The organism is Janthinobacterium sp. SUN033 (assembly GCF_030397595.1).
In the GTDB taxonomy this organism is placed as follows: Bacteria; Pseudomonadota; Gammaproteobacteria; order Burkholderiales; family Burkholderiaceae_D; genus Janthinobacterium; species Janthinobacterium kumbetense.
In genome coordinates, this window is the sequence record NZ_JAPQNV010000003.1 from 253,449 (window position 1) to 277,253 (window position 23,805).

General features: G+C 65.2%; 24 protein-coding genes. 10 read left to right on the forward strand and 14 right to left on the reverse strand.

Features of this window, described 5'->3' with window-relative positions:
- Positions 1-22: 22 nt before the first annotated feature.
- From aspT (OX460_RS14215) to OX460_RS14225, 3 genes are all read right to left on the reverse strand, one after another.
- Positions 23-1,711: an aspartate-alanine antiporter gene (gene aspT, locus OX460_RS14215; protein WP_099664622.1), complete on the reverse strand. Its 1,689-nt coding sequence runs from the start codon at positions 1,709-1,711 to the stop codon at positions 23-25.
- Positions 1,712-1,767: 56 nt separating this feature from the next.
- Positions 1,768-3,450 (reverse strand): aspartate-alanine antiporter, encoded by a 1,683-nt coding sequence (gene aspT, locus OX460_RS14220; RefSeq protein ID WP_289899051.1) that lies wholly within the window; start codon positions 3,448-3,450, stop codon positions 1,768-1,770.
- A 261-nt stretch (positions 3,451-3,711) separates the two neighbouring features.
- On the reverse strand, positions 3,712-4,575 hold the full coding sequence (locus OX460_RS14225; protein WP_289899052.1) for a transporter substrate-binding domain-containing protein: 864 nt from the start codon (positions 4,573-4,575) through the stop codon (positions 3,712-3,714).
- Positions 4,576-4,823: 248 nt separating this feature from the next.
- Between OX460_RS14225 and OX460_RS14230 the strand changes: the two genes are divergently transcribed.
- Entirely contained in the window at positions 4,824-5,087 is a 264-nt protein-coding gene (locus tag OX460_RS14230) for a heavy-metal-associated domain-containing protein (protein WP_077402408.1), read from the forward strand.
- Positions 5,088-5,120: 33 nt separating this feature from the next.
- Here OX460_RS14230 and OX460_RS14235 read toward each other — a convergent pair whose 3' ends face one another.
- The 3 genes from OX460_RS14235 to OX460_RS14245 are packed head-to-tail and all read right to left on the reverse strand — an operon-like array spanning position 5,121 to position 7,621.
- Positions 5,121-5,660, reverse strand: coding sequence for an SCP2 sterol-binding domain-containing protein (locus tag OX460_RS14235; protein ID WP_289899053.1), 540 nt, complete (start codon positions 5,658-5,660; stop codon positions 5,121-5,123).
- 20 nt (positions 5,661-5,680) lie between these two features.
- Positions 5,681-6,577: a U32 family peptidase gene (locus tag OX460_RS14240; RefSeq protein ID WP_099668143.1), complete on the reverse strand. Its 897-nt coding sequence runs from the start codon at positions 6,575-6,577 to the stop codon at positions 5,681-5,683.
- A 9-nt stretch (positions 6,578-6,586) separates the two neighbouring features.
- A complete protein-coding gene (locus tag OX460_RS14245; RefSeq protein WP_251351972.1) occupies positions 6,587-7,621 on the reverse strand; it encodes a peptidase U32 family protein in 1,035 nt (344 codons plus the stop codon).
- A gap of 165 nt (positions 7,622-7,786) precedes the next feature.
- Here OX460_RS14245 and OX460_RS14250 point away from each other — a divergent pair, with 165 nt between their 5' ends.
- From OX460_RS14250 to OX460_RS14280, 7 genes are all read left to right on the forward strand, one after another.
- Positions 7,787-8,197 carry a hypothetical protein gene (locus OX460_RS14250; protein WP_251351946.1) on the forward strand — a complete coding sequence of 137 codons (411 nt, stop codon included), beginning with the start codon at positions 7,787-7,789 and terminating at the stop codon, positions 8,195-8,197.
- Positions 8,198-8,320: 123 nt separating this feature from the next.
- Positions 8,321-10,069, forward strand: a complete 1,749-nt coding sequence (locus OX460_RS14255) for a ribonucleoside triphosphate reductase (RefSeq protein ID WP_251351947.1) — start codon at positions 8,321-8,323, stop codon at positions 10,067-10,069.
- Positions 10,066-10,266 (forward strand): anaerobic ribonucleoside-triphosphate reductase, encoded by a 201-nt coding sequence (nrdD, locus tag OX460_RS14260; protein ID WP_092712624.1) that lies wholly within the window; start codon positions 10,066-10,068, stop codon positions 10,264-10,266. The genes OX460_RS14255 and nrdD overlap by 4 nt, the downstream gene beginning before the upstream one ends.
- The gene (locus OX460_RS14265; protein ID WP_251351948.1) at positions 10,256-10,963 is read left to right on the forward strand and encodes an anaerobic ribonucleoside-triphosphate reductase activating protein; all 708 of its coding nucleotides are present in this window, start codon (positions 10,256-10,258) and stop codon (positions 10,961-10,963) included. Before nrdD ends, OX460_RS14265 begins: the two co-directional genes overlap by 11 nt.
- Before the next feature lie 148 nt (positions 10,964-11,111).
- A complete protein-coding gene (locus tag OX460_RS14270) occupies positions 11,112-15,167 on the forward strand; it encodes a Pls/PosA family non-ribosomal peptide synthetase (protein WP_289899054.1) in 4,056 nt (1,351 codons plus the stop codon).
- 21 nt (positions 15,168-15,188) lie between these two features.
- Positions 15,189-15,704, forward strand: coding sequence for a 4'-phosphopantetheinyl transferase superfamily protein (locus OX460_RS14275; protein ID WP_251351950.1), 516 nt, complete (start codon positions 15,189-15,191; stop codon positions 15,702-15,704).
- 198 nt (positions 15,705-15,902) lie between these two features.
- On the forward strand, positions 15,903-16,808 hold the full coding sequence (locus OX460_RS14280; RefSeq protein ID WP_251351951.1) for a LysR family transcriptional regulator: 906 nt from the start codon (positions 15,903-15,905) through the stop codon (positions 16,806-16,808).
- On the opposite strand, the gene OX460_RS14285 is transcribed toward OX460_RS14280, so the two are convergent.
- A complete protein-coding gene (locus OX460_RS14285; RefSeq protein ID WP_251351952.1) occupies positions 16,805-17,482 on the reverse strand; it encodes a phosphoribosylanthranilate isomerase in 678 nt (225 codons plus the stop codon). The two genes, OX460_RS14280 and OX460_RS14285, sit on opposite strands and share 4 nt — an antisense overlap.
- Before the next feature lie 125 nt (positions 17,483-17,607).
- Here OX460_RS14285 and OX460_RS14290 point away from each other — a divergent pair, with 125 nt between their 5' ends.
- The gene (locus tag OX460_RS14290) at positions 17,608-17,835 is read left to right on the forward strand and encodes a protein L (protein WP_099664633.1); all 228 of its coding nucleotides are present in this window, start codon (positions 17,608-17,610) and stop codon (positions 17,833-17,835) included.
- Between the two features lie 62 nt (positions 17,836-17,897).
- Positions 17,898-18,302, forward strand: coding sequence for a hypothetical protein (locus OX460_RS14295; RefSeq protein ID WP_251351953.1), 405 nt, complete (start codon positions 17,898-17,900; stop codon positions 18,300-18,302).
- Here OX460_RS14295 and OX460_RS14300 read toward each other — a convergent pair.
- The 7 genes from OX460_RS14300 to OX460_RS14330 all read right to left on the reverse strand — a co-directional run bounded on the left by OX460_RS14300 (position 18,299) and on the right by OX460_RS14330 (position 23,534).
- Positions 18,299-19,327 (reverse strand): RNA methyltransferase, encoded by a 1,029-nt coding sequence (locus tag OX460_RS14300; protein ID WP_251351954.1) that lies wholly within the window; start codon positions 19,325-19,327, stop codon positions 18,299-18,301. The genes OX460_RS14295 and OX460_RS14300 overlap by 4 nt on opposite strands.
- Positions 19,328-19,394: 67 nt before the next feature.
- Positions 19,395-19,736, reverse strand: coding sequence for a zinc ribbon domain-containing protein YjdM (locus OX460_RS14305; protein ID WP_077402365.1), 342 nt, complete (start codon positions 19,734-19,736; stop codon positions 19,395-19,397).
- Positions 19,737-19,827: 91 nt separating this feature from the next.
- The gene (gene dmeF, locus OX460_RS14310) at positions 19,828-20,793 is read right to left on the reverse strand and encodes a CDF family Co(II)/Ni(II) efflux transporter DmeF (RefSeq protein ID WP_251351955.1); all 966 of its coding nucleotides are present in this window, start codon (positions 20,791-20,793) and stop codon (positions 19,828-19,830) included.
- A gap of 10 nt (positions 20,794-20,803) precedes the next feature.
- Positions 20,804-21,079 (reverse strand): metal/formaldehyde-sensitive transcriptional repressor, encoded by a 276-nt coding sequence (locus OX460_RS14315; RefSeq protein WP_099664637.1) that lies wholly within the window; start codon positions 21,077-21,079, stop codon positions 20,804-20,806.
- 121 nt (positions 21,080-21,200) lie between these two features.
- The gene (locus OX460_RS14320; RefSeq protein ID WP_289899055.1) at positions 21,201-22,037 is read right to left on the reverse strand and encodes a TlpA disulfide reductase family protein; all 837 of its coding nucleotides are present in this window, start codon (positions 22,035-22,037) and stop codon (positions 21,201-21,203) included.
- Positions 22,038-22,096: 59 nt separating this feature from the next.
- Positions 22,097-22,798 carry a DUF2325 domain-containing protein gene (locus OX460_RS14325; RefSeq protein WP_289899056.1) on the reverse strand — a complete coding sequence of 234 codons (702 nt, stop codon included), beginning with the start codon at positions 22,796-22,798 and terminating at the stop codon, positions 22,097-22,099.
- A 130-nt stretch (positions 22,799-22,928) separates the two neighbouring features.
- Positions 22,929-23,534 carry a hypothetical protein gene (locus tag OX460_RS14330; protein ID WP_251351958.1) on the reverse strand — a complete coding sequence of 202 codons (606 nt, stop codon included), beginning with the start codon at positions 23,532-23,534 and terminating at the stop codon, positions 22,929-22,931.
- Positions 23,535-23,805: the final 271 nt, after the last annotated feature.

A 23,805-nucleotide genomic window follows, 5' to 3' on the forward strand; every position in this document is an offset into this window, starting at 1 on the left:
AGGTCCTGCAAATACGCCCGACTCAGACGAAGGCCACAATCAGCGGCCCCAGCAAGGTCAGGAAAACGTTGGCCAGGGCATACGTGATGGCAAACGGTACGGTGGGAATCGAGTTTTGCGCCGCGTTCAGCACTTCGCCGAACGCGGGATTGGCGCTGCGCGAGCCGGACAAGGCGCCCGCGAAGATGGCGACGTTGTCATAACGCAAGATGTAGCGGCCGATCAGCATGGTCAAGATCATCGGCAGGATGGTCACCACCACGCCCACGCCGAACAGGGTCAGACCGTGTTCGCGCACGGTTTGCACGGCTTGCAGGCCGGACGTGAGGCCGACGACGGCAACGAAGCCGGCCAGGCCCAGGTCTTTCAGGATTTGCACGGCGCCGCTGGGCATGTAGCCAAACGTCTGGCGCTTGGCGCGGAACCAGCCGAATACCAGGCCCGACAGCAGCACGCCGCCGCCGCTGCCCAGGGTCAGCGGAATCGAGCCGATGCGCGCCACCAGCAAGCCCACGAGCAAACCGACGACGAGGCCAGCGCCCATGTAGACGAAGTCCGTCTTGGCGCTCGGCACGATCATGTAGCCCACTTCGGCCGCCACGCGCTTGACGTCCTGCTCGGCGCCGTAGATGGTCACCACGTCGCCCGTCTGCACGACGGTTTCCGCTTGCATGGGCAGAATCTTGCCCATGCGGCTCAGTTGCACGACAAAGATGCCGTGGCGCACGCCCGGCGCCGTCGCGCTGCGGATTTCGCCCACCGTCTTGTTGTGGTAAGCCTTGTTGGTCAGCACCATGTCGCGGCGCTGCATCACCAGTTCCATGCCTTCGACGGCCAGCAATTCCTTGCCCAGCTGGGAAGACACGCTGAGCATGGCTTCGCGCCGGCCCACCAGCAGCACGATATCGTCGGCCGCCAGCACCAGGTCCGGGCTGACGTCGATGATCTGACCATTGCGTTTCACGCGTTCGATGGTGATGGCCGTGCTCGGATGGGCGCTTTCGATGTCCGCCACGGAGCGCCCGGCGCCCGGACCCACGTCGTAGATGCGGCCGATGAGGTCGGGCGCGGCCGGCGTCTGGCCCGGCCCCAGCACTTGCACGCCTGCCTGCAGCGCCGTTTCCGCCTTGATCGCATCTTCGCGGATGGTGCGCCCCATAAGTTTCGGCAAGATATTGACGCAGACAATGATGGCGCCAAACGAGCCGAACACATACGTCACGGCATAGCCGACGGCCACGTTGCCCTGCAGGCGCGCCACTTCGTCGGCCGCCAGGCCCAGCTTGGTGATCGCGTCGCCGGCCGTGCCGATGATGGCCGACTGCGTCAAGCCGCCCGCCGCCACGCCCGCTGCCAGGCCCTTGTCCAGGCCAAACACCTTGGCCAGGATGACCACCGTCAGCAGCGCCGTCACGGCCAGCACGACGGCCAGGATGATTTCGCGCACGGACTGGCGCCCCAGCGAATTGAAGAATTGCGGCCCGCTTTCATAGCCGACGGCGTAGATGAACAGCGCGAACAGCACCGATTTCACGCCGGGATCGATGGCGACGCCCACCTGGCTGACGAGCACCGCCACCAGGAGTGAACCGGCGACCCCGCCCAGCTGAAACGAGCCGAACTTGATCTTGCCGATGTAGTAACCCACTGCCAGGGAGAGAAACAAGGCAATTTCAGGCGACTTCTTGAATAACTCGTGCAACCATTCCATGCGGACCGCCTTTCGTGTTGAAGGAATTCTTTACTGCGTTTGCCCTTGCTGGCTGCTCATGCGTGCACCGACCCGGCCAGGGCCACGATCAGCGGCCCCAGCAGGGGCAGCACCACGTTCGAGATGGCATACGTAATCGTGTAGCCCAGCAAGGGCGTGGAATTGCCGGCCGCATTCTGCACGGCCGACAGGGCCGGCGTGCTGCACTGCTGGCCGGCGATGGCACCCAGCAGCACGGGCGCTTCCAGCTTGAGGAAAAAGTGTCCCACCAGCAGCGACAGCGAGGCGGGGATGACGGCGATCAATATCCCCATCAGCGGCAAGGACAGGCCGTACTGGCGGATCAGATCGATCGCCTGCGGCCCCGACGCCAGGCCCACGCAGGCGATGAAGGTGGCCAGGCCGATATCCTTCATCATGTCGAGCGCGCTGGAGGGGATGCCCTGCATGCCCGGCTTGCGCGCCTGGTACCAGCCGAACACGAGGCCCGTCAGCAAGGCGCCGCCGCCCGTGCCCAGCGAAAACGGGATGCCGCCCAGCTTGGCGGAAAAGCCGCCGATATACACGCCCAGCACGATGCCGATGCTGGCGTAGACGATATTGCTGCGGTCGCCCGTGGGCACGCGCTTGCCGATGGCGGCCAGCGCCGTGTTCAGCTCGCGCCCTTCCGTCGTGCCGTACAGGCGCAGCACGTCGTCGCGCTGCAGGGCCAGGTCCGGCAAGGGCGGCATGCTGTGCTCGCCACGCACGACGGCCGCCACGTGCACGCCGGAGGGCAAGGCCAACTGGCGCAAGGGCTGGCCCACCAGCGCGGCTTGCTGCAGCACCACTTCGACGGCGGAGACGGCCATGTTCAAGCCCGTCGTATCGGCAAATTCCTCGCCCAGGATGGCTTCGGCCGCCACCAGCGCGGGACGGTGGCCGATCACCAGCACTTCGTCGTTATTGCGCAGGCGCAATGCCGGTTCCAAGGGCAAGACCTTGCCATGCCGGCGCACGCGCGTGATGCTGGCGCGGCCCGCAAAGATATGCTGCAAGGCGTCGAGGCGGCGTCCCGCGCCGCGGCTGATGCGGTAGGCGCGCCCCACCATCTCCGGCGTGGCCTGCACGCCGTCGCCGTCGGTCTGCGCGCCGCCCATCTTTTCCCACAATTTATCGGCTTCTTCGCGCAAATTGACACGCAGCAACAGCGGAAAGATCTGGCTGGTGACGATGACGATGGCGATCAGGCCAAAGATGTACGTGATCGAATACGCGGTGACGACGTTGGCCTGCAGCTCAGCGATGCGGGCGGCCGGCAGCGCCAGCTTCGAAATGGCGTCCGTAGCCGTGCCGACGACGGCCGACTCCGTCGCCGCGCCCGCCATCATGCCGGCCGCCGTGCCCTGGTCCAGGCCCAGGAAGCGCGTGGCCAGCAGCACCAGCGCCAGCACCACCACCACTTCGATCAGGCACAGCAGGCCCAGGCGCAAGCCCTTGGCATTCAGGTTGGCAAAGAACTGGGGACCGCCCGCATAGCCGAGGGCAAAGATGAACAGCATGAAGAAGACATTCTTGACGCTGGCGTCCAGGGTGATGCCCAGCTGGCCGATCAGCAGCGCGGCGATGAGGGTGCCGCACACGCCGCCCAGCTGGATGGGGCCGAAGCGTATCTGCCCTACCGCGTAACCGAGCGCCAGCGCCAGGAACAGGGCCAGTTCCGGCACCTGGTGCAATACGGACGTGATCGAATCGAGCATGGACAAACCTTCGAAAAGATAACGGATGGTGACAAGGGGACAGCGCGTTCGGCGGCTGGCGGCAGCTGGCTGTGGAACGGGCGCACGGCTCCCGCACGACACCTGCGGCAAGCGCTTGTGCTGGGAAAAAGTTGCAACGTGGAATTATGTTCGGCGAAAATTTAATAAGTGTCAACAGGTGTTCTGTTGAACTCGCTTTGCGCTTCATCAAACATCGGGCGCACGATTGAAGCCGCTGTTTGACATTGATCAATAAGATTATTAGTAATGTTTTGGACGATACCAAAGTGCCTTGCGCGCCAGCGGCGTCTCCTCCGGCAAGTCGGGATTGGCCAGCTCCAGCACGTGGCGCCGGGATAGCTGCAGGCCGTCCGCGAGACGGCCGAAATGGCGCTGGAACAGCTGCGCGAAACTGCCATCGGCAAGCATGCTTTCCAATCCCCGTTCAATGTGGCGTGCCAGTTCCGGCCGATGCTTGCCGACAAAGAAGTACAGCGCGGCCGGGTAGCGGATGACCAGGTGGGCGTCGAGCGCCAGCGGCAAGTGCGCATGGCTGGCCAGTTCGCTTTGCGCCTCGATTACAGAACGGGGAAAGTAATCGATGCGCCCTGCCGCCAGTTGCTGGAACAGGCCTTCGTAGGTACTCGAGGTATCGAGGCGCAAGCCATTCGCCTGCAGGATGGCGGAGTCGGGCCAGTCGCGCATCTGGCCGGCCGACAGCCGCGCCAGGGCGGCGATGCTGCGCACGCCGCGCAGCAGTTGCGGCTGGCGGGCCTGGATCAGGGCCACGCGCCAGCCGATCAGGCCGCGGTCGATGGGAATGCGCACTGGCAACAATTGCGTTTCGCGCGCGCGGCTCGTCATGGCCCAGACGACGTCGACACCGCCCGACGCAGTGGCGATTTCCTGCATCGCGCGCGTCTGCACCATGCGCAGTTCGGAGCGGCGCAAGGCATACGCCTGGCCCGACCTGGCCAGCGCCTGTTGCAGCAAGGCCGTCACATAACCTTGCTGCGGATCATCGAGCGCCTGGTGGCGCGGATACACGAGCGGCAGCGGCGGCGCGCCGGCGACCGCGCCCAATGGCCACAGGGCGGCAAGCTTGAGCAGGGGGCGGCGCTGCATGGCCCCTCCTTTCCAGCGCTGTCATAGCGTTCTTATCAGAATGACAGTATCGCGCAGCAGGGCACGCTTGTCGACTGGAATACGGCAACTGTGTACAAAACAACAGCACTTTCAAGGTGACCCGCAGGGCTGGGGATTAATCCAGATCAATAAAACCGCAAATACAAAATAAATCTTGCGTGCTGCTCTGGACGGCATGCGCATGGCTCGCCTACGCTGTTTTTTTATCTGAAAAACAAGAGGAACCCATGCAGACAGCACGCTTGAATATTATCGGAATGGATCATGAAGGCTGCGCCGACAGGCTGACGGGCGCGCTCGAAGCCGTCACGGGCGTGGCCACCGTGTGCGTCTCGCTGGCGCGCCACGGCGCCACGGTGCAGTTCGACGAGCGGCTGGCCACGCAGGAACGCCTGCTGGCCGCCGTCAATGACGCCGGCTTCATGGGCGAGGCGACGGATGAAGAACAGCTGGCTTCGTGCAGCGGCGCCTGCGGCCACTGCCGCCACTGAGCGCCACTGAGCGCCCGCCCTCCCTTTTTTCGCTCAGCCTTCGCGCGCGCCCCGGTCGCGCAGATGCGCCAGCACGCGGCGCGGTCCCAGCGCCTGCAGGTCGAATGGCGGCAACTCGATGGCATCGAGCGTATTCTTGAACAGCAAGCCCAGTTCCGTGTCGCCTTCCAGGCTCAGACGGCGGCTGAAGAACAGCGTGTCCGGATCCTCCTGGCGCCGCGCCAGCAGCATCAAATCATGCACGCTGGCGGCGATGCACAGGTCCGGCACGTCCGCATAGCGCTCCGCCACGAACACCGTGCCCTGCCACTCGAAGTCGAAGGCGATGCCCGCGTCCAGCAGCCGCAAGCGCAAGCTGCGCCCTTCCAGGCTGCGCCGCACGTCGTCGGGCAATTGCGGCGCCAGCAGGCGGTTCAAGCCCTGCACGAACAGCCAGGAGGCGGGATACGGGGGCAGTTTGGACAGCAATTCGGCCAGCGGTTCCGGCAGCCGGTACGACACTGCGGGCTTGCTCATGCCGGGACGGGCGGGGACCGGCGCCGGGACGGGCAATCTTTCCAGTTGATCTTGCATGGTGCTTCCTTTCGAGGCGTTCAATGGGCGGCGTGCTGTTCCATGCCGGGCTGGCCGTGCCAGTAGCCGTCGCAGGCGCCGGCCGGCTGGCAGGCCGCCAGCTGAGCCTGGGCGCCGATGCCGCTGACCTGGCCGCGGCGGGCGCGGTCGAAGATGGCGATGACCTGTTCCGTATGCATGGCCTGCGGGCTGATGCGCGCCACCGCCACGCCCATGTCGCGCATGGCGTCGAGTTCGCGCACCAGGTTGTAGACGAGCGCCGACTGCGTCTGCGTGCCATTCAGTACGAGGAAGGGCACTTCGTCGCGCGTGCGCAGCAGCAGGCCGTCCGGCTCTTCCAGGCAGCTGTAGCCGCAATCGTCCTTCGGCAGGTTGCGGTTGCGCGCCGTGAAGCAGCGCGCGGAAAACGCCAGCGGCATGCGCCCGTAGGCGAAGACTTCCGTCTCCAGCCCTTCCGGCTTCTGGCGCTGCATCTCGGCCAGCGCCGTCTGCCCCATTTCCAGCGGCATCACCCAGCGCCGCGCGCCCAGGCGCGCCAGCAATTGCAGGCTGGGGCCATTGAACAGGTTCAAATGGGGACCGGCGACGAAGGACGTGCCCTTTTCCATGCAGTGCACGGCGCCCATGTCGTTGGCCTCGACCGAATAGCGGCCATTGCCCGTGATGCGGCGCAAGGTCGCCAGTTCCGCGCCCGCCTCGATCAGCGCCTGCGTCGACAGCACCACTTCCTTGCCGGCGGCGGCCAGCATGTCCGCGATATCGAGCCAGTCGGCCAGGCGCACCTCATGCCGGCGCGAGCAGACGGTTTCGCCCAGGTAGACGATATCGACGGCGGTGCCGGCGATCTGCTGGTAAAACTCGAAGACGGTGGCGCGCGGCCAGTAGTACAGCAAAGGGCCCAGTGAAAGCTTCAGCATGTTCATCCTCTATTTCCAAGATCTGTGGTAAGCGCCCAAGGTGTGCTGCTGGCCTTCGGCCAGCTTGTCCATGGCCGCCATCCAGCCCGGCTTGACGGCATAGCGCGCATTGCCTTCGCGGCAGGCGTCGATCGCTTCGCGCCACACGCGCGTGACCTGCGCCACGTAGGCGGGACTACGCTGGCGCCCTTCGATCTTCACGGCGCGCACGCCCATGGCGATCAACTGCGGCAGCAGCGCCAGGGTATTCAGGCTGGCCGGCTCCTCGATGGCGTAATACTCTTCGTCATTGACTTCGAAACGCCCCTTGCACAGGGTGGGATAGCTGGCGTTCTCGCCGGGCGCATAGCGGTCGATCAGCACGCCGTTCAGGCGCGACTCGAGGCCGTTTGGCGTTTCCAGCCAGCGCACGGATTTCGCCGGCGAGCACACGCCATGGGTATTCGGCGCCTCGCCCGTCGCATACGACGACAGCGCGCAGCGTCCCTCGACCATCACGCACAGGCTGCCGAAGCCGAACACCTCGATCTCGACTTCCGTCTTGGCGATCAGTTGCTCCACCTGCGCCATCGACAGCACGCGCGGCAGCACGGCGCGGGCGATGCCGAAGTGTTCATGGTAAAAATTGATGGCTTCGTAGTTGGTGGCCGAGCCCTGGACGGACAGGTGCAGGCGCAGCTGCGGGTGGTGCTGGGCCGCATACGCCATCAAGCCCGGATCGGCCACGATCATGGCGTCGATGCCGGCATCGGCGGCGCGGTCGATGGCGCTGCGCCACACGGCCCAGTTGTGCGGCTGCGGATAGGTGTTCAGCGCCAGCAGCACCTTGCGCCCATATTGATGGGCGTAGCGCACGCCCTCGGCGATGGCCTTCTCGTCGAAATTGAGGCCGGCGAAATTGCGCGCATTGGTGGCGTCGCGAAAGCCCAGGTACACGGTGTCGGCGCCATTGTCGACGGCCGCTTTCAAGGCTGGCAGGCTGCCGGCGGGACAGACCAGTTCCAGCGGTCCGGCCACGCGGGTGGCGGTGGTTGATTCAAGCATCATGGTGTTCACAGTCCTGTATCGGCTCAGGGTGCAGACTATAGCCCCGCCCAGGCTGCCCAGTCCTTGACGCAGGTGAAGGAATGCATGCATGGCTGGTGCGCGTTCAACTTGCTTGACCTGGCTGTAAAATGCCCTCCTTTTCTCCCTCTTCGATTGCCCGCCATGCCCCGCAAACCGCTGCTGATCTTCCTGCTCACCCTGTTCCTCACCGTGCTGCAGGTGCAGTGGGCCTCCCCCACGGAAGGCTACGACGCCGAGGCGCTCTCCGTGCTGTCGCCCGAAGTACTGGGCGCGTATCCGGGCGTGCTGCTGCTGTTCCTGCAAGCCGTCTTCGCGCGCCGCGCCATGCCCGTGACGCGCCAGGCCGCCATCTGCACGGGACTGCTGGCCGTCTACTGGCTGCTGGCCAATTACGTCACGTTCGACGCGCGCGTGGCCAGCTGGAGCACCTTCTCGACGCGGGAAATCTGGGCGCACGTGCTGCCCGCCTCCATCCTCAGCATCGCCGTCTGCGGCGCCGCCTACTTCGCCGCGAGCGCCTTCATCCTGCGCCAGGGCCGCCTGAAAAAGTAAACGAGGGCGCTTTTTTCACCTGCATCAAGGATTCGTCACGCCACTGCACGCACCCTTTGACGCCACTATATTTAGTGATTAATCTCCATAAAAACACCGCATGTTGTGTTTATTGGAGGTTTCATGACGACGAATGCAGTTTCCCCCACACGCGGCCAGGTCGATGTCGCCGCGTCCATCAATGAATACCTGGACCGGCGCGACTGGCGTGTCAACGCCAACGCCAACCAGGGTTACTCGCTGGGCGGCCTGATACTCAATGTGTCGGGCAAGGTCATCGCCAACTACTGGCTGGACCAGGTCTATCCGCCGGAAGTGGGCGCGGCGCACCGCGAAGCGGCGCTGCACATCCACGACCTCGACATGCTGGCCGGCTATTGCGCCGGCTGGTCGCTGCGCACCCTGCTGCACGAAGGCTTGAATGGCGTGCCGGGCAAGATCGAGTCCGGTCCGCCGAAACACATGTCGAGCGCCATCGGCCAGATCGTCAATTTTCTCGGCACGCTGCAAAACGAGTGGGCCGGCGCGCAGGCGTTCAGCTCCTTCGACACCTATATGGCGCCCTACATCCGCAAGGACAGCCTGCGCTACGAAGACGTGCGCCAGTACATGCAGGAACTGATCTTCAACCTCAACGTGCCATCGCGCTGGGGTACGCAGACGCCGTTCACCAACCTCACCTTCGACTGGGTTTGCCCGGACGACCTGCGCGAGCAGATTCCCGTCATCGCCGGCCAGGAGATGGACTTCAGCTATGGCGAGCTGCAGGCGGAAATGGACATGATCAACCGCGCCTACATCGAGATCATGATGGCGGGCGACGCCAAGGGCCGCGTCTTCACCTTCCCCATCCCCACCTATAACATCACCGAGGATTTCGACTGGCATAGCGAGAATGCCGAATGCCTGTTCGAAATGACGGCCCGCTACGGCCTGCCCTACTTCCAGAATTTCATCAATTCGGAACTCAAGCCGAACATGATCCGCTCCATGTGCTGCCGATTGCAGCTGGACTTGCGCGAATTGCTGAAACGGGGCAATGGCCTGTTCGGCTCCGCCGAGCAGACGGGCTCCCTGGGCGTGGTGACGATCAATTGCGCGCGCCTGGGCCACCTGTGGCGCGGCGACGAACCAGCCTTGATGGCAGACCTGGACCGCCTGCTGGAACTGGGCAAGACCAGCCTGGAAATCAAGCGCCGCACCATCGAGGAATTGATGCAGCAAGGCCTGTTCCCGTACACGAAACGCTATCTGGGCACCCTGCGCAACCACTTTTCCACCTTGGGCGTGAACGGCATCAACGAGATGATCCGCAATTTCAGCGGCGACGCCTGGGACATCACGACGCCAGAAGGCCACGCGCTGGCCGTGCGCCTGCTCGACCACGTGCGCGCCCGCATGGTGGCCTTCCAGGAAGAGACGGGCCATATGTACAACCTGGAAGCGACGCCGGCCGAAGGCACGACCTACCGCTTCGCCCGCGAAGACCGCAAGCGCTTTCCCGCCATCCTGCAGGCAGGCACCGCCGACAACCCGTATTACACGAATTCGTCGCAACTGCCCGTCGGCCACACGGACGACCCGTTCGAGGCGCTGGAATTACAGGATGTGCTGCAGCGCAAATACACGGGCGGCACGGTGCTGCACCTGTACATGACGGAAGCGCTGTCCGACGCCAACGCCTGCCGCGAGCTGGTAAAACGCGCGCTGAGCCGCTTTTCGCTGCCCTACATCACCGTCACGCCCACATTTTCCATCTGCCCGCGCCACGGCTACCTGGCCGGCAAGCATGAATTCTGTCCCACCTGCGATGCGGAGCTCATTGCCCGCAAGCAAGCCCAACCTGCTCCATCACTTAAGGAAACGCCATGAATGCACGTCCCGACTTCACTCCCGCCATCACCCTGCTCGATACGGAACGCCAGCGCTGCGAAATCTGGACCCGCGTGATGGGCTACCACCGCCCCGTCGCCTCGTTCAACATCGGCAAGCAGGGCGAATTCCACGAACGCCAGTATTTTACGGAAGCGAGCGCCCGGGTCGGCCAGCCCGCCTGCCATGGCGGCTGAATTGAAGGTGGGCGGCCTGACGCCCTTTTCCGCCACCGACTATCCCGGCAAGCTGGCGGCCGTGGTGTTCGTGCAGGGCTGTCCCTGGCGTTGCGGCTATTGCCACAATCCGCACCTGCAGGCGCGCACGCCGGAAGGCGCCATGCCGTGGCAGGACGTCCTGACCTGGCTGCGCCGCAGAACGGGCCTGGTCGACGCCGTCGTCTTCAGCGGCGGCGAAGCGTGCATGGATCCGGCGCTGGGCCGCGCCATGCAGGACGTCAGGGAACTGGGTTTCGGCATCGGCCTGCACACGGCCTGCATCTATCCGCAGCGCCTGCAGGAAGTGCTGCCCCTGGTCGACTGGGTGGGCTTCGACATCAAGGCGCCGTTTGCCGACTATCGACATGTGACCCGCGTGGCCGGCAGCGGCAACCCGGCGCGCGCCTGCCTGGATGCCATCCTCGCCAGCGGCGTCGCCTACGAATGCCGCACCACCACCCATCCGGACCTGCTGCCGGACGACCAGCTGCTGGCCCTGGCCTCCACTCTGGCCGCCAAAGGCGTCGATAACTACGTGCTGCAGCAGTTCCGCGCCGAAGGCTGCGCGGATGCGGCGCTGTCCGGGCGCCCCCTGCACGGCTATCCGGCGGCGCGCACGGTGGCGCAAATCGGCGCCATGTTTCCCCGTTTTACATTCCGTAATCATGGCAGTTGAGCCGACAAGCACATTATTTCGGAAAGCCCCGCAAAATTCCCCGTTCTGCAACGCTGAAATGTCTTGCGTGCTGTAATGTATCAACTGTGCTGCGCACCACGCGCAGCCCGTCAGATTCCTCACACCGCATTACAGATAAGCGTCATCCATGAACGATTTCACCGCAGCCAGCCCAGGCACCCCTTCCACCCATGCCGACATCCTGTACGGCCCGCCGCGACCGGATTTGCTGCGCGAGGAAGTGCTGGCCGACCTGCTGGAAGCGACGGCCCGCCGCTGCCCGCAGCAAATCGCCCTGATCGATGGCGCGCGCCGCATCACGTATGCGCAACTCGATGCCCAGGCGGGCCTGGCCGCGTCGCGCCTGGTGGCTGCCGGCGTCAAGCCGGGCGACATCGTGGGCCTGTGGCTGCCACGCGGCGCCCATTTGCTGTTGATGCAGGCGGCCATCGCCAAGGCGGGCGCCGCCTGGCTGCCCGTCGATGAAGACACGCCCGTCGAGCGCCTGCAAGTGTGCCTTGATGACGCCCATGGCGCGGGCGTCGTCAGCTGCGCGCTATTCGCGCCGCGCCTGGCGGACGCCGGTGTCCAGCGTCCCGTGTGGACGGCGGAAAGCCTGCTGGTCCCCGCCACGCCGGGCGAAGTGCTGCCGGCGCGGGCAACCGTGCTGCCCGACCACCCGGCGTACGTGATCTACACGTCCGGTTCCACGGGCAAACCGAAGGGTATCCTGATCAATCAACGCAGCATCTGCCACTTCCTGCGCAGCGAAAACGCCGTGCTGGAAGTGACGCAGGACGACACCGTCTACCAGGGCTTTTCCGTCGCCTTCGACATGTCGTTCGAGGAAATCTGGATCGCCTACCTGGTGGGCGCCACCCTGTGGCTGGGCCCCAAGGATATCTCGGGCGACCCGGAAGCCTTGCCGCGCGCGCTGGCCGCCAACCAGGTCACCGTGCTGCACGCGGTGCCGACCTTGCTGGCCCTGTTCGCCGAGGACGTGCCGAGCCTGCGCCTGATCAACCTGGGCGGCGAGATGTGCCCCGAGTCCCTGGTCGAGCGCTGGTCGCGTCCGGGCCGCGCCATGTTCAACACCTATGGTCCCACGGAGGCAACCGTCTCGTGCAGCCTGGCGCGATTGCGGCCCGGCGAACCCGTCACCATCGGCACGCCGCTGCCCAACTATGGTTTGCTGGTGCTGCAAGTGGCCGAGCCGGGAGAAAACCGTCCCCTGGCCCTGCTGCCTCGCGGCGAGACGGGAGAATTGTGCATCATCGGCCCCGGCCTGGCCGAAGGTTACCTGGGCCGGCCCGACCTGACGGTGGAAAAATTCCTGCCCAATCCCTGGGCGACCAGCGACGATGACGCGCGCCTGTACCGCACGGGCGACCTGGCGCGCATCGATGCGGACGGCCAGGTGCTGTGCCTGGGCCGCGCCGACGACCAGGTGAAGATACGCGGCTTCCGCGTGGAGCTGGGCGAGATCGAAGCCGTGCTGGCGCAGCAGGCCGGCGTGGGCACGGTGGCCGTGTTGCTGCGCAAGGACGACGGCATCGACCAGCTGGTGGCGTATATCGTCGGCAGCGACGAGGCGCCCGAGGACGCCCTGACGGCAAAAACCCTGCGCACTGCGCTGAACCTGCACCTGCCGCCCTACATGGTGCCTGGCCGTTTTGAATTGCTGCCGCTGATGCCGCGCCTCACTTCGGGCAAGATCGACAGGAAGGCCCTGAAGGCCATGCCCCTGTCCGCGCCACCGGCCGGCGAGGCGGGTGAATCGGACGTGCCGGAAACGCCGGCCGAAGCGGCCCTGTTCGCGGCGCTGGCCAAGCTGTTCCCCGGCCAGGCGATCTTGCGCCAGCTGGACTTCTTCAGCGACCTTGGCGGCCACTCCTTCCTGGCCGCGCGCCTGGCGTCCGCCCTGCGCGCCGATCCGGCCTACGCCCACATGACGGTGCGCGACATTTACCAGAACCGGCAGATCGGCAAGATCGCCGCCGTCCTGAACGAGGCGCCCGCGCTGGCCACGCCGGAAGCGGATTGGACGCCGCCATCCACCCTGAAGCGCTGGATCTGCGGCGCGGCCCAGGCGGCCGCCGTGCCGGGCCTCGTCACCCTGCGCATGGCGCAATGGATGGCGCCCTTCTTCACCTACCACTTCTTCACGGGCGACACGGGCGACACCGTGCCGCGCGCCATCGCCGCCTCGATCGGCGTGTTTTTGCTCGCGACCCTGGCCGAATTTGCCATCGCGATCGCCGGCAAGTGGCTGATCGCCGGGCGTTTGAAGCCGGGCAGCTATCCGCTGTGGGGCGTCACGTATTACCGCTGGTGGCTGGCCGACCGCCTGGTCGAATCGGCGCCCGCCTACCTGCTCAGCGGCTCGTCGCTGAACAGCTGGTGGCTGCGGGCGCTGGGTGCCAAGGTGGGCAAGGAAGTCGTGATCGGCTCGATGACCCTGCGCGCGCCCGACCTGCTGTCCATCGGCGACAACGTCAGCGTGGGCAATGCCGTCAACTTTGAAAACGCCCGCGTGGAACGGGGCCGTTTGCTGCTGGGCCGGATCAGCATCGGCGACGATGCCTGCATCAGCTCTTATGCTATCCTGGAAGGCAATACCAGCGTGGGCGCGTTTGGCCACCTGGAGGGACAATCGGCGCTGGCCGATGGCGCGGCGGTACCCGCCAGCAGGGTCTGGACTGGCTCGCCCGCGCGCGATATCGGCCCGTTTGACATGGCCAGCCAGCCGCCGCGCCCCGCCGTCTCGCGCCTGCGCCTGCCGGGCGAAACCCTGTTCTTCTGCTTCGGCATGGTCCTCATCGCCGTACTGTTCTTCATGCCCGTCTTCCCCAGCTTCGTGCTGATCGACTGGTTCGACGAGCGCGAAATGATGCCGTGGCTGCAGGGACGCGACGTGACGACCCAGCTGGCCCGCTACTTCCTGCTGGCCTTCCCCGCCAGCGCCGTGCTGATCGTGCTCACGGCCCTGCTGTCGGCCGCCATCCGCTGGGGCGCGCTGCCCCGTTTGAAGCCGGGCAGCTCGCCCGTCCACAGCAATATCTATTGCGCCAAGTGGCTGGTCAGCCATATCCAGGAATCGAGCCTGAACGTCCTGCACGGCATTTACGCCACCGTCTACGCGCCCTACTGGTACCGCCTGCTGGGCGCCAAGGTGGGCAAGGGCGCGGAGATTTCCACGGCGCTGGGCGTGGTGCCCGACATGCTGACCCTGGGCGACGACACCTTCATCGCCGATGCCGTCATGCTGGGCGACGAGCAGATCGACGGCGGCTGGATGACCATGCGCCCCACCGTCATCTCGCACCGCAGCTTCGTCGGCAACGGCAGCTATATCCCGGATGGCACCGTGCTGCCCGAACACGTGCTGATCGGCGTGCACACGCATGCGCCGCGCAATGAGCAGATGCACAGCGGCGACACCTGGCTGGGCTCCCCGCCCATGCACCTGCCCGCGCGTGAACAGGTCAGCGGCTTTGCCGAGCACCTGACGTTCAAGCCATCGCTGTTGCGCCGCCTGGGCCGCAGCCTGATCGAAGCCTTCCGCATCGTCGCGCCGCACGCGGTGGTGATCGCCGTCGGCTATACCCTGGTGCTGGACGTGATGCCGATCGCGGGCGCCGGGCGCTGGGGCGAAGTGGTCAGCGACCTGGCGATCGCCGGCATTGCCTACGGCATCGGCAATTTTTTGGTGGTGGTGCTGTTCAAGTGGCTGCTGCTGGGACGCTACCGCAAACACGCGGCGCCCATGTGGACGCCGTTCGTGTGGATTTCCGAAGGCGTGACGAATCTGTACGAAGGCATCGCCGTGCCCAACTTCATGCGCTACCTGCGCGGCACGCCGTGGCTGCCTCTCGCCTTCCGCCTGTTCGGCTGCAAGATCGGCCGCGGCGTCTACATGGACACGACGGACATCACGGAATTCGACTGCGTGCACATCGGCGACTACAGCGAATTGAACGCCCTCACCTGCCCGCAAACGCATCTGTTCGAAGACCGCGTGATGAAGATCGACCACGTGGAAATCGGCCAGCGCGTCTACATGGGCCCGCGCAGCTCCGTGCTGTACAGCGCCAAGGTGGGCGACAATGCGCGCCTGGGGCCGTTGACCCTGGTAATGAAGGGTGAGCACATCCCCGCCGGCAGCAACTGGGCGGGCTGCCCGGCCGCGCCGCTGCGCAGCTGATCGCAGTCGATGAATCGTACGGTGCTCTTCTCAAGAGACGGCGTGCTGGTGATCAGCATCGGCGCCGTGCTGCCGCGCGCCGATGCCCGCTTGCGCATCCGCGCCGCCGTGCGCGAGGCGCTAGCCCAGTGGCTGAAGCTGGACATCGAGGCGATTTCGGTGGAGTCGACGCCTGGCCAGGCCCCGCGCCTGCTGCTGGCCGGCCGCCCTGCGGGTTTGTCATTGACCCATGACGAGGGCATCTCGCTGGCCGCCGTCCATCTGCACGGCCCAGTCGGCCTTGACGTGATGCGGGTGCAGGCTATTGCCGACTGGTGCAATCTGGCGCGCGATTACCTGGGGCCGCAGGTGACACAGGAGCTGGCTTCATTGCCCGATGCTCAACGCCCATTGGCCCTGGCGCAAGCGTGGACGGCGCGCGAGGCGGCGCTCAAGTGCGCGGGTTTGCCGCTGGCGGAATGGGACGGAGCTGCGCCAGCTTGCCGCCCGCAAGCTTTGAGCTTGGCGGCTCCATACGTGGCGACCCTGGCATACTAGTCTTCCTTGCCCTCGGCCGCCCCGCCGATCTGGACGAAAATCAGTTTTACGATAATACTGACGAGCAGTCCCAGCACCCCGATCAATTCCAGCATGGCCATTCCTTTGCAGTGACAGCAGACCAGGCCACTGTAACGCGAACCCCGGGGCCAGGCTAATATCAAATCAGGCAGTCTCCGATCTCGAAAAGGCATACGATTGATTTCCATCAGACAGTTCCGCTATTTTGTCGAAGTCGTCGATGCGGGCAGCTACTCGCGCGCGGCGGAAAAATTATATATCGCGCAATCGGCCCTGAGCCGGCAAATCAAGGAGCTGGAGGGCGAGGTGCAGACGCTGCTGCTGACGCGCGACGCGCGCCATATCGAACTGACGCCTGCGGGACAGGTCTTTTATGAGCGGGCCAAACGCATCCTCGAAGATATCGACGAAACCGTGCGCCAGACCCGCCACGTGGGGCAAGGGGCGCAAGGCATCATCCGCCTGCTGCATTCGAGTTCCGTCACCCTCACACCCGCCATCGGCGCCGTACTGAACCGCCTGCTGGCGCAGTTCCCCGGCGTTTCGCTGGATATTTCCAAGGGATCGTCGGAAAACCAGGCGGCAGACATCGAGGAAGGCCGCGCCGACCTGGGCCTCGTGCGCCTGCCCACCTTGCGCAAGCATGCCAACATCGTCGTACGCGAACTGTACGCGGAAAAGCTGGTGGTGGCCGTGTCAGCGATGTCGCCATTGGCCGCGCTGGAACGCACGACGATCGCCGCCCTGCGCGACGAAGCCTTCGTCTCGATCCCGCACAAGGACCGGGGAGGCCTCAGCTACCTGGTGGCGGGCCTGTGCCTGGCGCAGGGATTCTTCCCGAAGGCGGCGCGCGCCCTGTCGCGCAAGACTTCACAGCTAAACCTGATCGAAGCGAACATGGGCATCGCCATCGTCCCGGACAGCATGCGCCTGGTGGCGCCGCCCGGCGTGCGTTTTATCGCCCTGCCGGACGAGGAATCGCATTCCATCGTGGGATTGATCTCGCCGCGCGCGGCCGGCGGCATGGTGGCCGCGTTTACCGAGGCATTCGTGCGCGAGATGGCCAAGCTGCCGGCCGATTAACCTTCCGCGTACAGCACCGCATCCGCGTCACGCACGGCCGCCATCAGCAAGGCCAGCTTCATGACGTCGAGCTGGCCATCCGTGCGCACGCGCGAGCACAGGTCGATGCCGTAGGGGCGCACCTGGCGCAGCGCCTCCATCACGTTGGTGGCGTCCAGCCCGCCGGCCAGGAAGACGGGACGGGGGCTGGCGCGCACGAAGCGCGCGCTGATGCTCCAGTCATGCGTGCGGCCCGTGCCGCCCAGTTCAGGCACGGCAGCGCCGGGACGGCCGGAGTCGAGCAAAAACGCATGGACGTGGGGCGCATAGGCGGGAATCAGCGCCAAAGCCTCGGGCCCCTCCACGTGGATCACCTGCACGCGCCGCACGTGCGGCAGCAAGCGCGCCAGTTCGGCCACCTCGCCCGGGTCGATATGCCCGACGATCTGCACGGTGGACGGCTGCGTGGCGCGCACGTGTTCTGCGATGGCTGGCGCCGTCGTCTCGGACGTCAGCAGGAACGTGGCCACGGGCGGCGGCGTCCAGGCGGCGATTTGCGCGATGCGCGCATCGGGAATCGGGCCAGGGCCGGACGGCATGGCCGCCACCAGGCCCAGCGCGTCGGCGCCGGCGGCAATGGCCAGTTGCGCTTCGTCGATGGAAGCGATACAGCAAATCTTGATGCGGGTTCTCATGGCCTAGCGTGTTCAATCGGGATGATCAACATTACAACACAGGGCGGCGCGCGCGCCAATACACGCGGTCAAGCCCGCGCGCGATTGTGTGCCAGAATGGGGCCTGCCCACTTCCCGAGGAATCCATGGCCGACTACAAGAACCCGAGCTACGTGGCCCGCTCCATGCACCCGCGTTTCGATGAACTGACGTCACCGGGCGACGCCGTGCCGTATTCGGGCATCTACCGCTGCGACGGCTGCGCGCACGAAATCGTCTCGACGGAAGGCCACGTCATGCCGCCGCAAAACCACCACCAGCACAACAGCGAGCAGGGGCCGATCCGCTGGCGCCTGATCGTCAGCCCGCGCTGATTGACAGGCGCCAGGTGGCGGACGATACTTGATTTATCCGGGATCGCCATTGGAAGCCGCGTATGCGCATCGTCGACTTTGAAATCCGCAAGGAGTGTCCGCCGCAGTTGTGCGACTGCGAACGCGAGCGCCTGCTCGACGATCCGCAGGCAGACGTTTCCATCCTGCGCCTGAACCTGACGGAAGAAAAGCGCCTGCTCGCGCATATCGAGGGCATCGCCACCCATGCGCAGTTGCGGAAGCTGCAGCAGCGCTTGCGCGACAACCTGGGCGTGGAATTGCAGATTACACCGGGCAGCGGCGAAGTGCGCACTGTGCGCGGCTTCCATATCCGCCTGCTGGAGCAGCCCGGCCTGTGCCGCAAGACGCGCGCCGCCATTCCGGCCGCCGTGCGCCGCTGCCTGGCCGCGCATCCCGAAATCGCCTTTGCAATCCTGAATGAAAACGACTTGCTGGGTGGTGTCTAGACGCCGGCGCGGATGGAAATGACCCTGCCCTTCGCTTCGCGCGCCCGCAACTGTCCGCAGCCGCCCTCCACGTCCTGCCCGGCCGAATCGCGCAATTTGGTCAGCACGCCGCGCGCGTGCAGGGCGGCGGAGATCGCCCGTGCCTTTTCCCAGCTGGGGCGCTGGAACGGCAAGTCGGCTATGGTGTTATACGGGATCATGTTCAGCACCGCATATTTCCCCTTCAAGAGTTCAACGATGCCATCCATCTCGTCCTCGCCATCGTTGACGCCTTCCATCAGGGTCCACTGGTACTGCACCGGGTAACCGGTCAGGCGCGCATACGACTCGCCGAAGTCCACCAGTTCCTGCGGGGTGAGCCTGGGCGCGCGCGGCAGCAGCTGCTCGCGCAGCTCTCGCTTCGTCGTATGCAGGGACAGGGCCAGCGCCGGCTTGACGCGACCTTGCGGCAGGCGCTCGAAGGCGCGCGGGTCGCCCACGGTGGAAAACACGAGGTTCTTGTGGCCGATATTGCCCTCGGTGCCCAGCAGGTCGATCGCTTCCATCACGTTGTTCAGGTTATGCGCCGGTTCGCCCATGCCCATGAAGACGACTTTTTTCACGGGGCGCAAGGTACGAGCCAGCACCACCTGCGCGACAATTTCTCCACTGGTCACCTGCCGGATCAAGCCGTCGCGGCCCGTCATGCAGAACTGGCAGCCGACGGCGCAACCGACCTGGCTGGACACGCACAAGCCATCGCGCGGCAGCAGCACGCTCTCCACCGTCTGGCCATCGTGCAACCCCACCAGCAGGCGCGCGGAACCGTCGGCGCCCGGGTGGGTGCTGAGCAATTTCAGCATGCCCTGCAATTCCAGGTCGAGCGCGGGCAAGGCCTCACGCACGGGCAGCGGCAAAAAATCCTCGGCGCGGCGCCGGCCCTGATCGTGCGGCTGTGCCTGTATCCAGTCGCGCAGCACGCGCTGTTCGTGCAGGGGCTTGGCGCCCAGGGCGCGCAGGCGCTGGCGGAGATGATCGATTTGCATGGATTCTGAATAAAAAACGGCGCGCCGGCAGGAATGCGAGGCGCGCCGCGAATGGCAAGGAAAAGGCTTAGACCTTTTTCACGAACTCGGTTTTCAGGCTCATGGAACCGAAGCCGTCGATCTTGCAATCGATATCGTGGTCGCTGTCGACCAGGCGGATGTTCTTGACCTTGGTGCCCATCTTGACGACACCGCCGCCGCCCTTCAATTTCAAGTCCTTGATGACGCTGACCGTGTCGCCGTCCTGCAGGATATTGCCGGCCGAATCGCGGTACACCTTGGCGCCCTCTTCCGCCGCTTCTGCAGCCGTGGCCGACCATTCATGCGCGCATTCAGGGCAGATCAACTGGCTGCCGTCTTCATACGTGAATTCGGATTGGCATTGCGGGCATGGTGGTAATGTGCTCATTTTCTTCTCTGTCTGGTGAACAGCGCGTGCTGTAAAAGCCGACATTATACTGCCTACGCCCCGCATCAGCTTGCTTTTTTCGCCATCATTATCAATGGCGGCGAATAATCTCGATGGTGCTGTGGACAATTTCTTCGTGGATGCCGATGCGCGCGCGCAGTTCGGCCGCCGTCAGGCTGGCGTCGCGGCTGACGACGGACAGGGCGCATGAATACAGCTGCTTGCCGACCCGCCACACGTGCAGGTCGACGACGCGCGGCGTATCGCCGGCGCTTTCCACTTCCACGGCTTCCCGGATTTCATCCACCACGGGGTGGTCCATCTCGCGGTCCAGCAAGACCTTTCCCGTCTCCTGCATCAGCTTTTTCGCCCACAGGGCCACCAGCACGGCGCCCGCGATGCCCATCACGGGATCGAGCCAGCTCCAGCTGTAAGCCCACGCGCCGGCCAGCGCAAGGATGGCCAGGACGGATGTGGCGGCATCGGCCAGCACGTGGATGTACGCGGCCTTCATGTTCAAGTCTTCGCCGTGGCCATGGTGCTCATGGTGACCGTGATGGTCATGATGCCCGTGTTCGTGGCCATGGTCGTGGTGCCCGCCGAGGATCAGCGCGCACACGAGGTTGACAGCCAGGCCGAAAGCCGCCACCGCCATCGCCTGCGGATAGTGTATGGGCTGCGGCGAAAACAGGCGCTCGACGGAAGCGGCCACCATCAGCACGGCCACGCCCAGCAGCAGGATGGCGCTCGTGTAGCCGGCCAGCACTTCGATCTTCCACGTGCCGAAGGCAAAGCGCGGGTCGCGCGCATAGCGGCGCGCGGCCGCATACGCAAACGCGGCCAGGCCGATGGCCAGCGCGTGCGAACTCATATGCCAGCCGTCGGCCAGCAAGGCCATGGAGTTGTACCACCAGCCGGCGACGATTTCCAGCACCATGGTGGCCAGGGTGATCCACATGACGATGCGCGCGCGGCGTTCCGCCTTGTCGCTGGCGGCGCCAAACACGTGTTCATGCTGCCAGGCGGACAGGTCTTCCTTGATGGATGGCGTTTGCATGACGTGCTCCTTATTTGAGGTAGGTGCGCAGGATGCCCGCGATATCGTCGGCGCCCCTGGCCCGCTCGTCGCCGGAGATATCGGGACTGGCCACGTGCTCGCGCAGGTGTTCTTCGATAACTTCGGCCATCAGGCCATTCACGGCGCCGCGCACGGCCGCGATCAGCTGCAGCACTTCGCCGCAGTCGCGCCCCTCTTCCAGGCCCCGCTCCAGGCCTTCCACCTGTCCCTTGATGCGTTTGATCCTGTTCAGCAGCTTGGTCTTGTTGTGCGCCGTGTGTCCCATGGTTCCACTCCGATAAATACTATAGGGGGGTATACTATCAGAAAGCGCGCCGCGTGCGGCAAGGCGTAAAAAAAGCCGCGCATCCTCGCGGATGGGCGGCTCATTCAGGCTGGAACAGGCGCTATGGCGCCGGGGCGATCTTGCGCAGCTTGCTGGCCAGCGAAGCGTCGGACAATTCGCCCAGGTGCGTATCGACCATGCGCCCCTGCGCGTCATAGAACAGGGTGGTGGGCAGGGCCGAGGAACCGGCCGCCTTGCCCAGCGCCGCCTCGCTGTCGAGCAGCACATTGCGCAGGGTCACGCCGCTCCTGTCCAGGAAAGCGCTGGCCGCAGCCGCATCCTCGCGCTGGTTCGCATACACGAAGACGATATCGGTGCGCGCCTGCTGCGCGGCGGCCAGCACGGGCATCTCGCGCCGGCATGGCGGGCACCAGCTGGCCCACAGATTGACCACCAGCGGCTTGCCGCCGGCCAGCGCCGCCAGGGTCACCGGCGCGCCGTCGAGCGCCTGCAGCACCACGGCCGGCAAGGCCGCCGGCTTGTCGTAGGCCAGCGAGATCCCCGCGCTCAGCACGCCCCATGCCAGCGCACCCGACGCCACGCTGATGGCGAGAGGCCGGCGCATGGCCGCCATGGCGGGACGCCGGCAGCGCCACGCGGCGATGGCCAGCGCGGCGGCGATGCCGGCCGGCGCCATAAAGCCGCCATCGCGGATGTTGAGGATGGACCAGGGCGCCGCCAAGGGGGAGCTGAAATACTGTTCGTGCCAGCGCAAGACGAATGCCAGCCGCGCCGCCAGCAGGCCGGCCATCAGCATGTCGGAAACGAGGGGACCGGCGTCCGGCAGTTGGCGATAACGCCGTAGCGACCACGCCGCGCCGTAGGCGACGCACAGGGAAACGATCAGCAGGACCAGGCCCGTAGGCAGGGCCAGGGGGCCGATTTGCAGGGACAGCATGGGCGCTCTCTATAACGTCGAATGGACGGCCATTCTGCCCGATGCGGATTAAGCGGGGGTTAAGAAGCGGCCAATGCTTCCTTGCGCACGAAATGCATGGCTTGCGGCTGGTCCACCAGCACGCACTGCTTGCCCGTGCGCTTGCAGTGGTCGTGCACGCGCCAGTAGGCGTCGTGGCTGACGCAGCCCGTCTGGCAAATCACCAGGTCGGCCGCCACCAGGCCCGCCTCCAGCGCCGCCGCATCGTCGGCGCCATCGTCGCCACCGGCATGGTGCAGGAAGCGCCCGCCGGCCTGCTCGATGGCTTGCTGCGCCACGTTGGCGCCACCCGCGTCCTGGCCAAGCTCCAGGCTTGAATAGTTGCTTACATATAGCACGGCTTTTTCGCGCACGTCGGCCTGCAAGGCAGGCACGGGCACGGCGGAAGGCGCGGGCAGCCACTGCAGGCGCAGCAATTCGCGCATCAGGTCCTGCACCCGTTCACCGAGCCACTCGACCCGGCGGGCCAGCCGGGCGCGCGTCGGCAAGCCCGGCACGCTGGCCGCCAGTTCGGCCAGCTCGTCGCGCGCCAGCGCCAGCCGGGTATCGCGGATCACAACCTGCGCCCGCGCGCGCATCAATTCCGACTCCAGCTGCGCGATGCGGGCCGCCTGCGCAGCCAGTTGCGCACTGCAGCGCGCCTGCGCGCGGCCATATTCCCCCATCAGCACGCGATGCTCGTGCGCGATCATGTCTTCGTTGCCATACACACTGCCCATCATGCCCTCCTTCACCGACCGTGGCGCCATGGCGCCAGCCCATCGCACCCCTATGGATTCGAATTATAAATGAGAATCATTATTATTTGTCTATGCGCGTGCGCGCAGTAGGGGTATGCGGTAGCCGCCAGCGTCACACAGCCGGCGGACAAGACAGCAGGCGCTGCCATACGTCGTCCTGCACCTGCCCCACATGCCGCAAGCCGTCGGGGCCACGATAGATCCCCAGCGTGTTCGGCCACGCCACATCGATGAACAGCAGCCGCGCCGGATCGATCAGCAGGGACTGGCCCACATAATTGCCCTTGATCTCGCCCTTGTTCACGATCAGCAGGCGCGCGCCACCGGCCAGCGCCCGCTCTTCCAGCGCCACGCCGCTGCGCTCGGCCACATCGCGCAGCCAGCGTTCGCGCCAGCGCGCCTGCTCCCCGAACTGCCCCGTTGGCGGCCGGTCCAGCTTGACGACGGCTGCCACGGGACCGTCAATGCCCGCCTGCAGCGAAAAGCCCATGCGTTCCTGCAGTTCGACCGTGTAAGCCTCGCCCTTGACGTCGATCTGGTAGCGCCCAGTCCCGTCCTGTACCCGCAGCTCGGCCTGGTGATAGGCGGGTTGGACGCAACTGGCGTACTGATGGACGAGCACATCGAGAAACGGTGGTTCGACGGGGGATGCCGTCGCCATGGGGGGCGACAGGCTGGCACACAGCACGGCGGCAGCCGCGTATTTCATTGTATTCATTCTTGCTCCGGTTCACGGGGGACGGCTGCCGAAAAACAGGCACGGCACGCCACATTATTGCTTTTAAGTAATATTTCGCAGTATTTTTTGCAATGGTGGAATTGGCAAGAGCCGCACTCTAGCAGAAGGGGCAAAAACGGCCCGCACGGCCCGCGCACGACCCGGCCTGCCGCACGATTCAATTGAATCGCGCTTGTTAAATCACTATTTCTAAGGTGTAATCTTATAAGCAAGTCATTGAATTAATTGCAAGTACGCTCATTTCTCCACA

Excerpts from the sequence above, each read along its gene's own strand:
- aspT (WP_099664622.1), bottom strand. The coding sequence starts at position 1,711 with ATGGAATGGTTGCACGAGTTATTCAAGAAGTCGCCTGAAATTGCCTTG.
- aspT (WP_289899051.1), bottom strand. The coding sequence starts at position 3,450 with ATGCTCGATTCGATCACGTCCGTATTGCACCAGGTGCCGGAACTGGCC.
- OX460_RS14225 (WP_289899052.1), bottom strand. The coding sequence starts at position 4,575 with ATGCAGCGCCGCCCCCTGCTCAAGCTTGCCGCCCTGTGGCCATTGGGC.
- OX460_RS14230 (WP_077402408.1), top strand. The coding sequence starts at position 4,824 with ATGCAGACAGCACGCTTGAATATTATCGGAATGGATCATGAAGGCTGC.
- OX460_RS14235 (WP_289899053.1), bottom strand. The coding sequence starts at position 5,660 with ATGCAAGATCAACTGGAAAGATTGCCCGTCCCGGCGCCGGTCCCCGCC.
- OX460_RS14240 (WP_099668143.1), bottom strand. The coding sequence starts at position 6,577 with ATGCTGAAGCTTTCACTGGGCCCTTTGCTGTACTACTGGCCGCGCGCC.
- OX460_RS14245 (WP_251351972.1), bottom strand. The coding sequence starts at position 7,621 with ATGCTTGAATCAACCACCGCCACCCGCGTGGCCGGACCGCTGGAACTG.
- OX460_RS14250 (WP_251351946.1), top strand. The coding sequence starts at position 7,787 with ATGCCCCGCAAACCGCTGCTGATCTTCCTGCTCACCCTGTTCCTCACC.
- OX460_RS14255 (WP_251351947.1), top strand. The coding sequence starts at position 8,321 with ATGACGACGAATGCAGTTTCCCCCACACGCGGCCAGGTCGATGTCGCC.
- nrdD (WP_092712624.1), top strand. The coding sequence starts at position 10,066 with ATGAATGCACGTCCCGACTTCACTCCCGCCATCACCCTGCTCGATACG.
- OX460_RS14265 (WP_251351948.1), top strand. The coding sequence starts at position 10,256 with ATGGCGGCTGAATTGAAGGTGGGCGGCCTGACGCCCTTTTCCGCCACC.
- OX460_RS14270 (WP_289899054.1), top strand. The coding sequence starts at position 11,112 with ATGAACGATTTCACCGCAGCCAGCCCAGGCACCCCTTCCACCCATGCC.
- OX460_RS14285 (WP_251351952.1), bottom strand. The coding sequence starts at position 17,482 with ATGAGAACCCGCATCAAGATTTGCTGTATCGCTTCCATCGACGAAGCG.
- OX460_RS14290 (WP_099664633.1), top strand. The coding sequence starts at position 17,608 with ATGGCCGACTACAAGAACCCGAGCTACGTGGCCCGCTCCATGCACCCG.
- OX460_RS14295 (WP_251351953.1), top strand. The coding sequence starts at position 17,898 with ATGCGCATCGTCGACTTTGAAATCCGCAAGGAGTGTCCGCCGCAGTTG.
- OX460_RS14300 (WP_251351954.1), bottom strand. The coding sequence starts at position 19,327 with ATGCAAATCGATCATCTCCGCCAGCGCCTGCGCGCCCTGGGCGCCAAG.
- OX460_RS14305 (WP_077402365.1), bottom strand. The coding sequence starts at position 19,736 with ATGAGCACATTACCACCATGCCCGCAATGCCAATCCGAATTCACGTAT.
- dmeF (WP_251351955.1), bottom strand. The coding sequence starts at position 20,793 with ATGCAAACGCCATCCATCAAGGAAGACCTGTCCGCCTGGCAGCATGAA.
- OX460_RS14315 (WP_099664637.1), bottom strand. The coding sequence starts at position 21,079 with ATGGGACACACGGCGCACAACAAGACCAAGCTGCTGAACAGGATCAAA.
- OX460_RS14320 (WP_289899055.1), bottom strand. The coding sequence starts at position 22,037 with ATGCTGTCCCTGCAAATCGGCCCCCTGGCCCTGCCTACGGGCCTGGTC.
- OX460_RS14325 (WP_289899056.1), bottom strand. The coding sequence starts at position 22,798 with ATGATGGGCAGTGTGTATGGCAACGAAGACATGATCGCGCACGAGCAT.
- OX460_RS14330 (WP_251351958.1), bottom strand. The coding sequence starts at position 23,534 with ATGAATACAATGAAATACGCGGCTGCCGCCGTGCTGTGTGCCAGCCTG.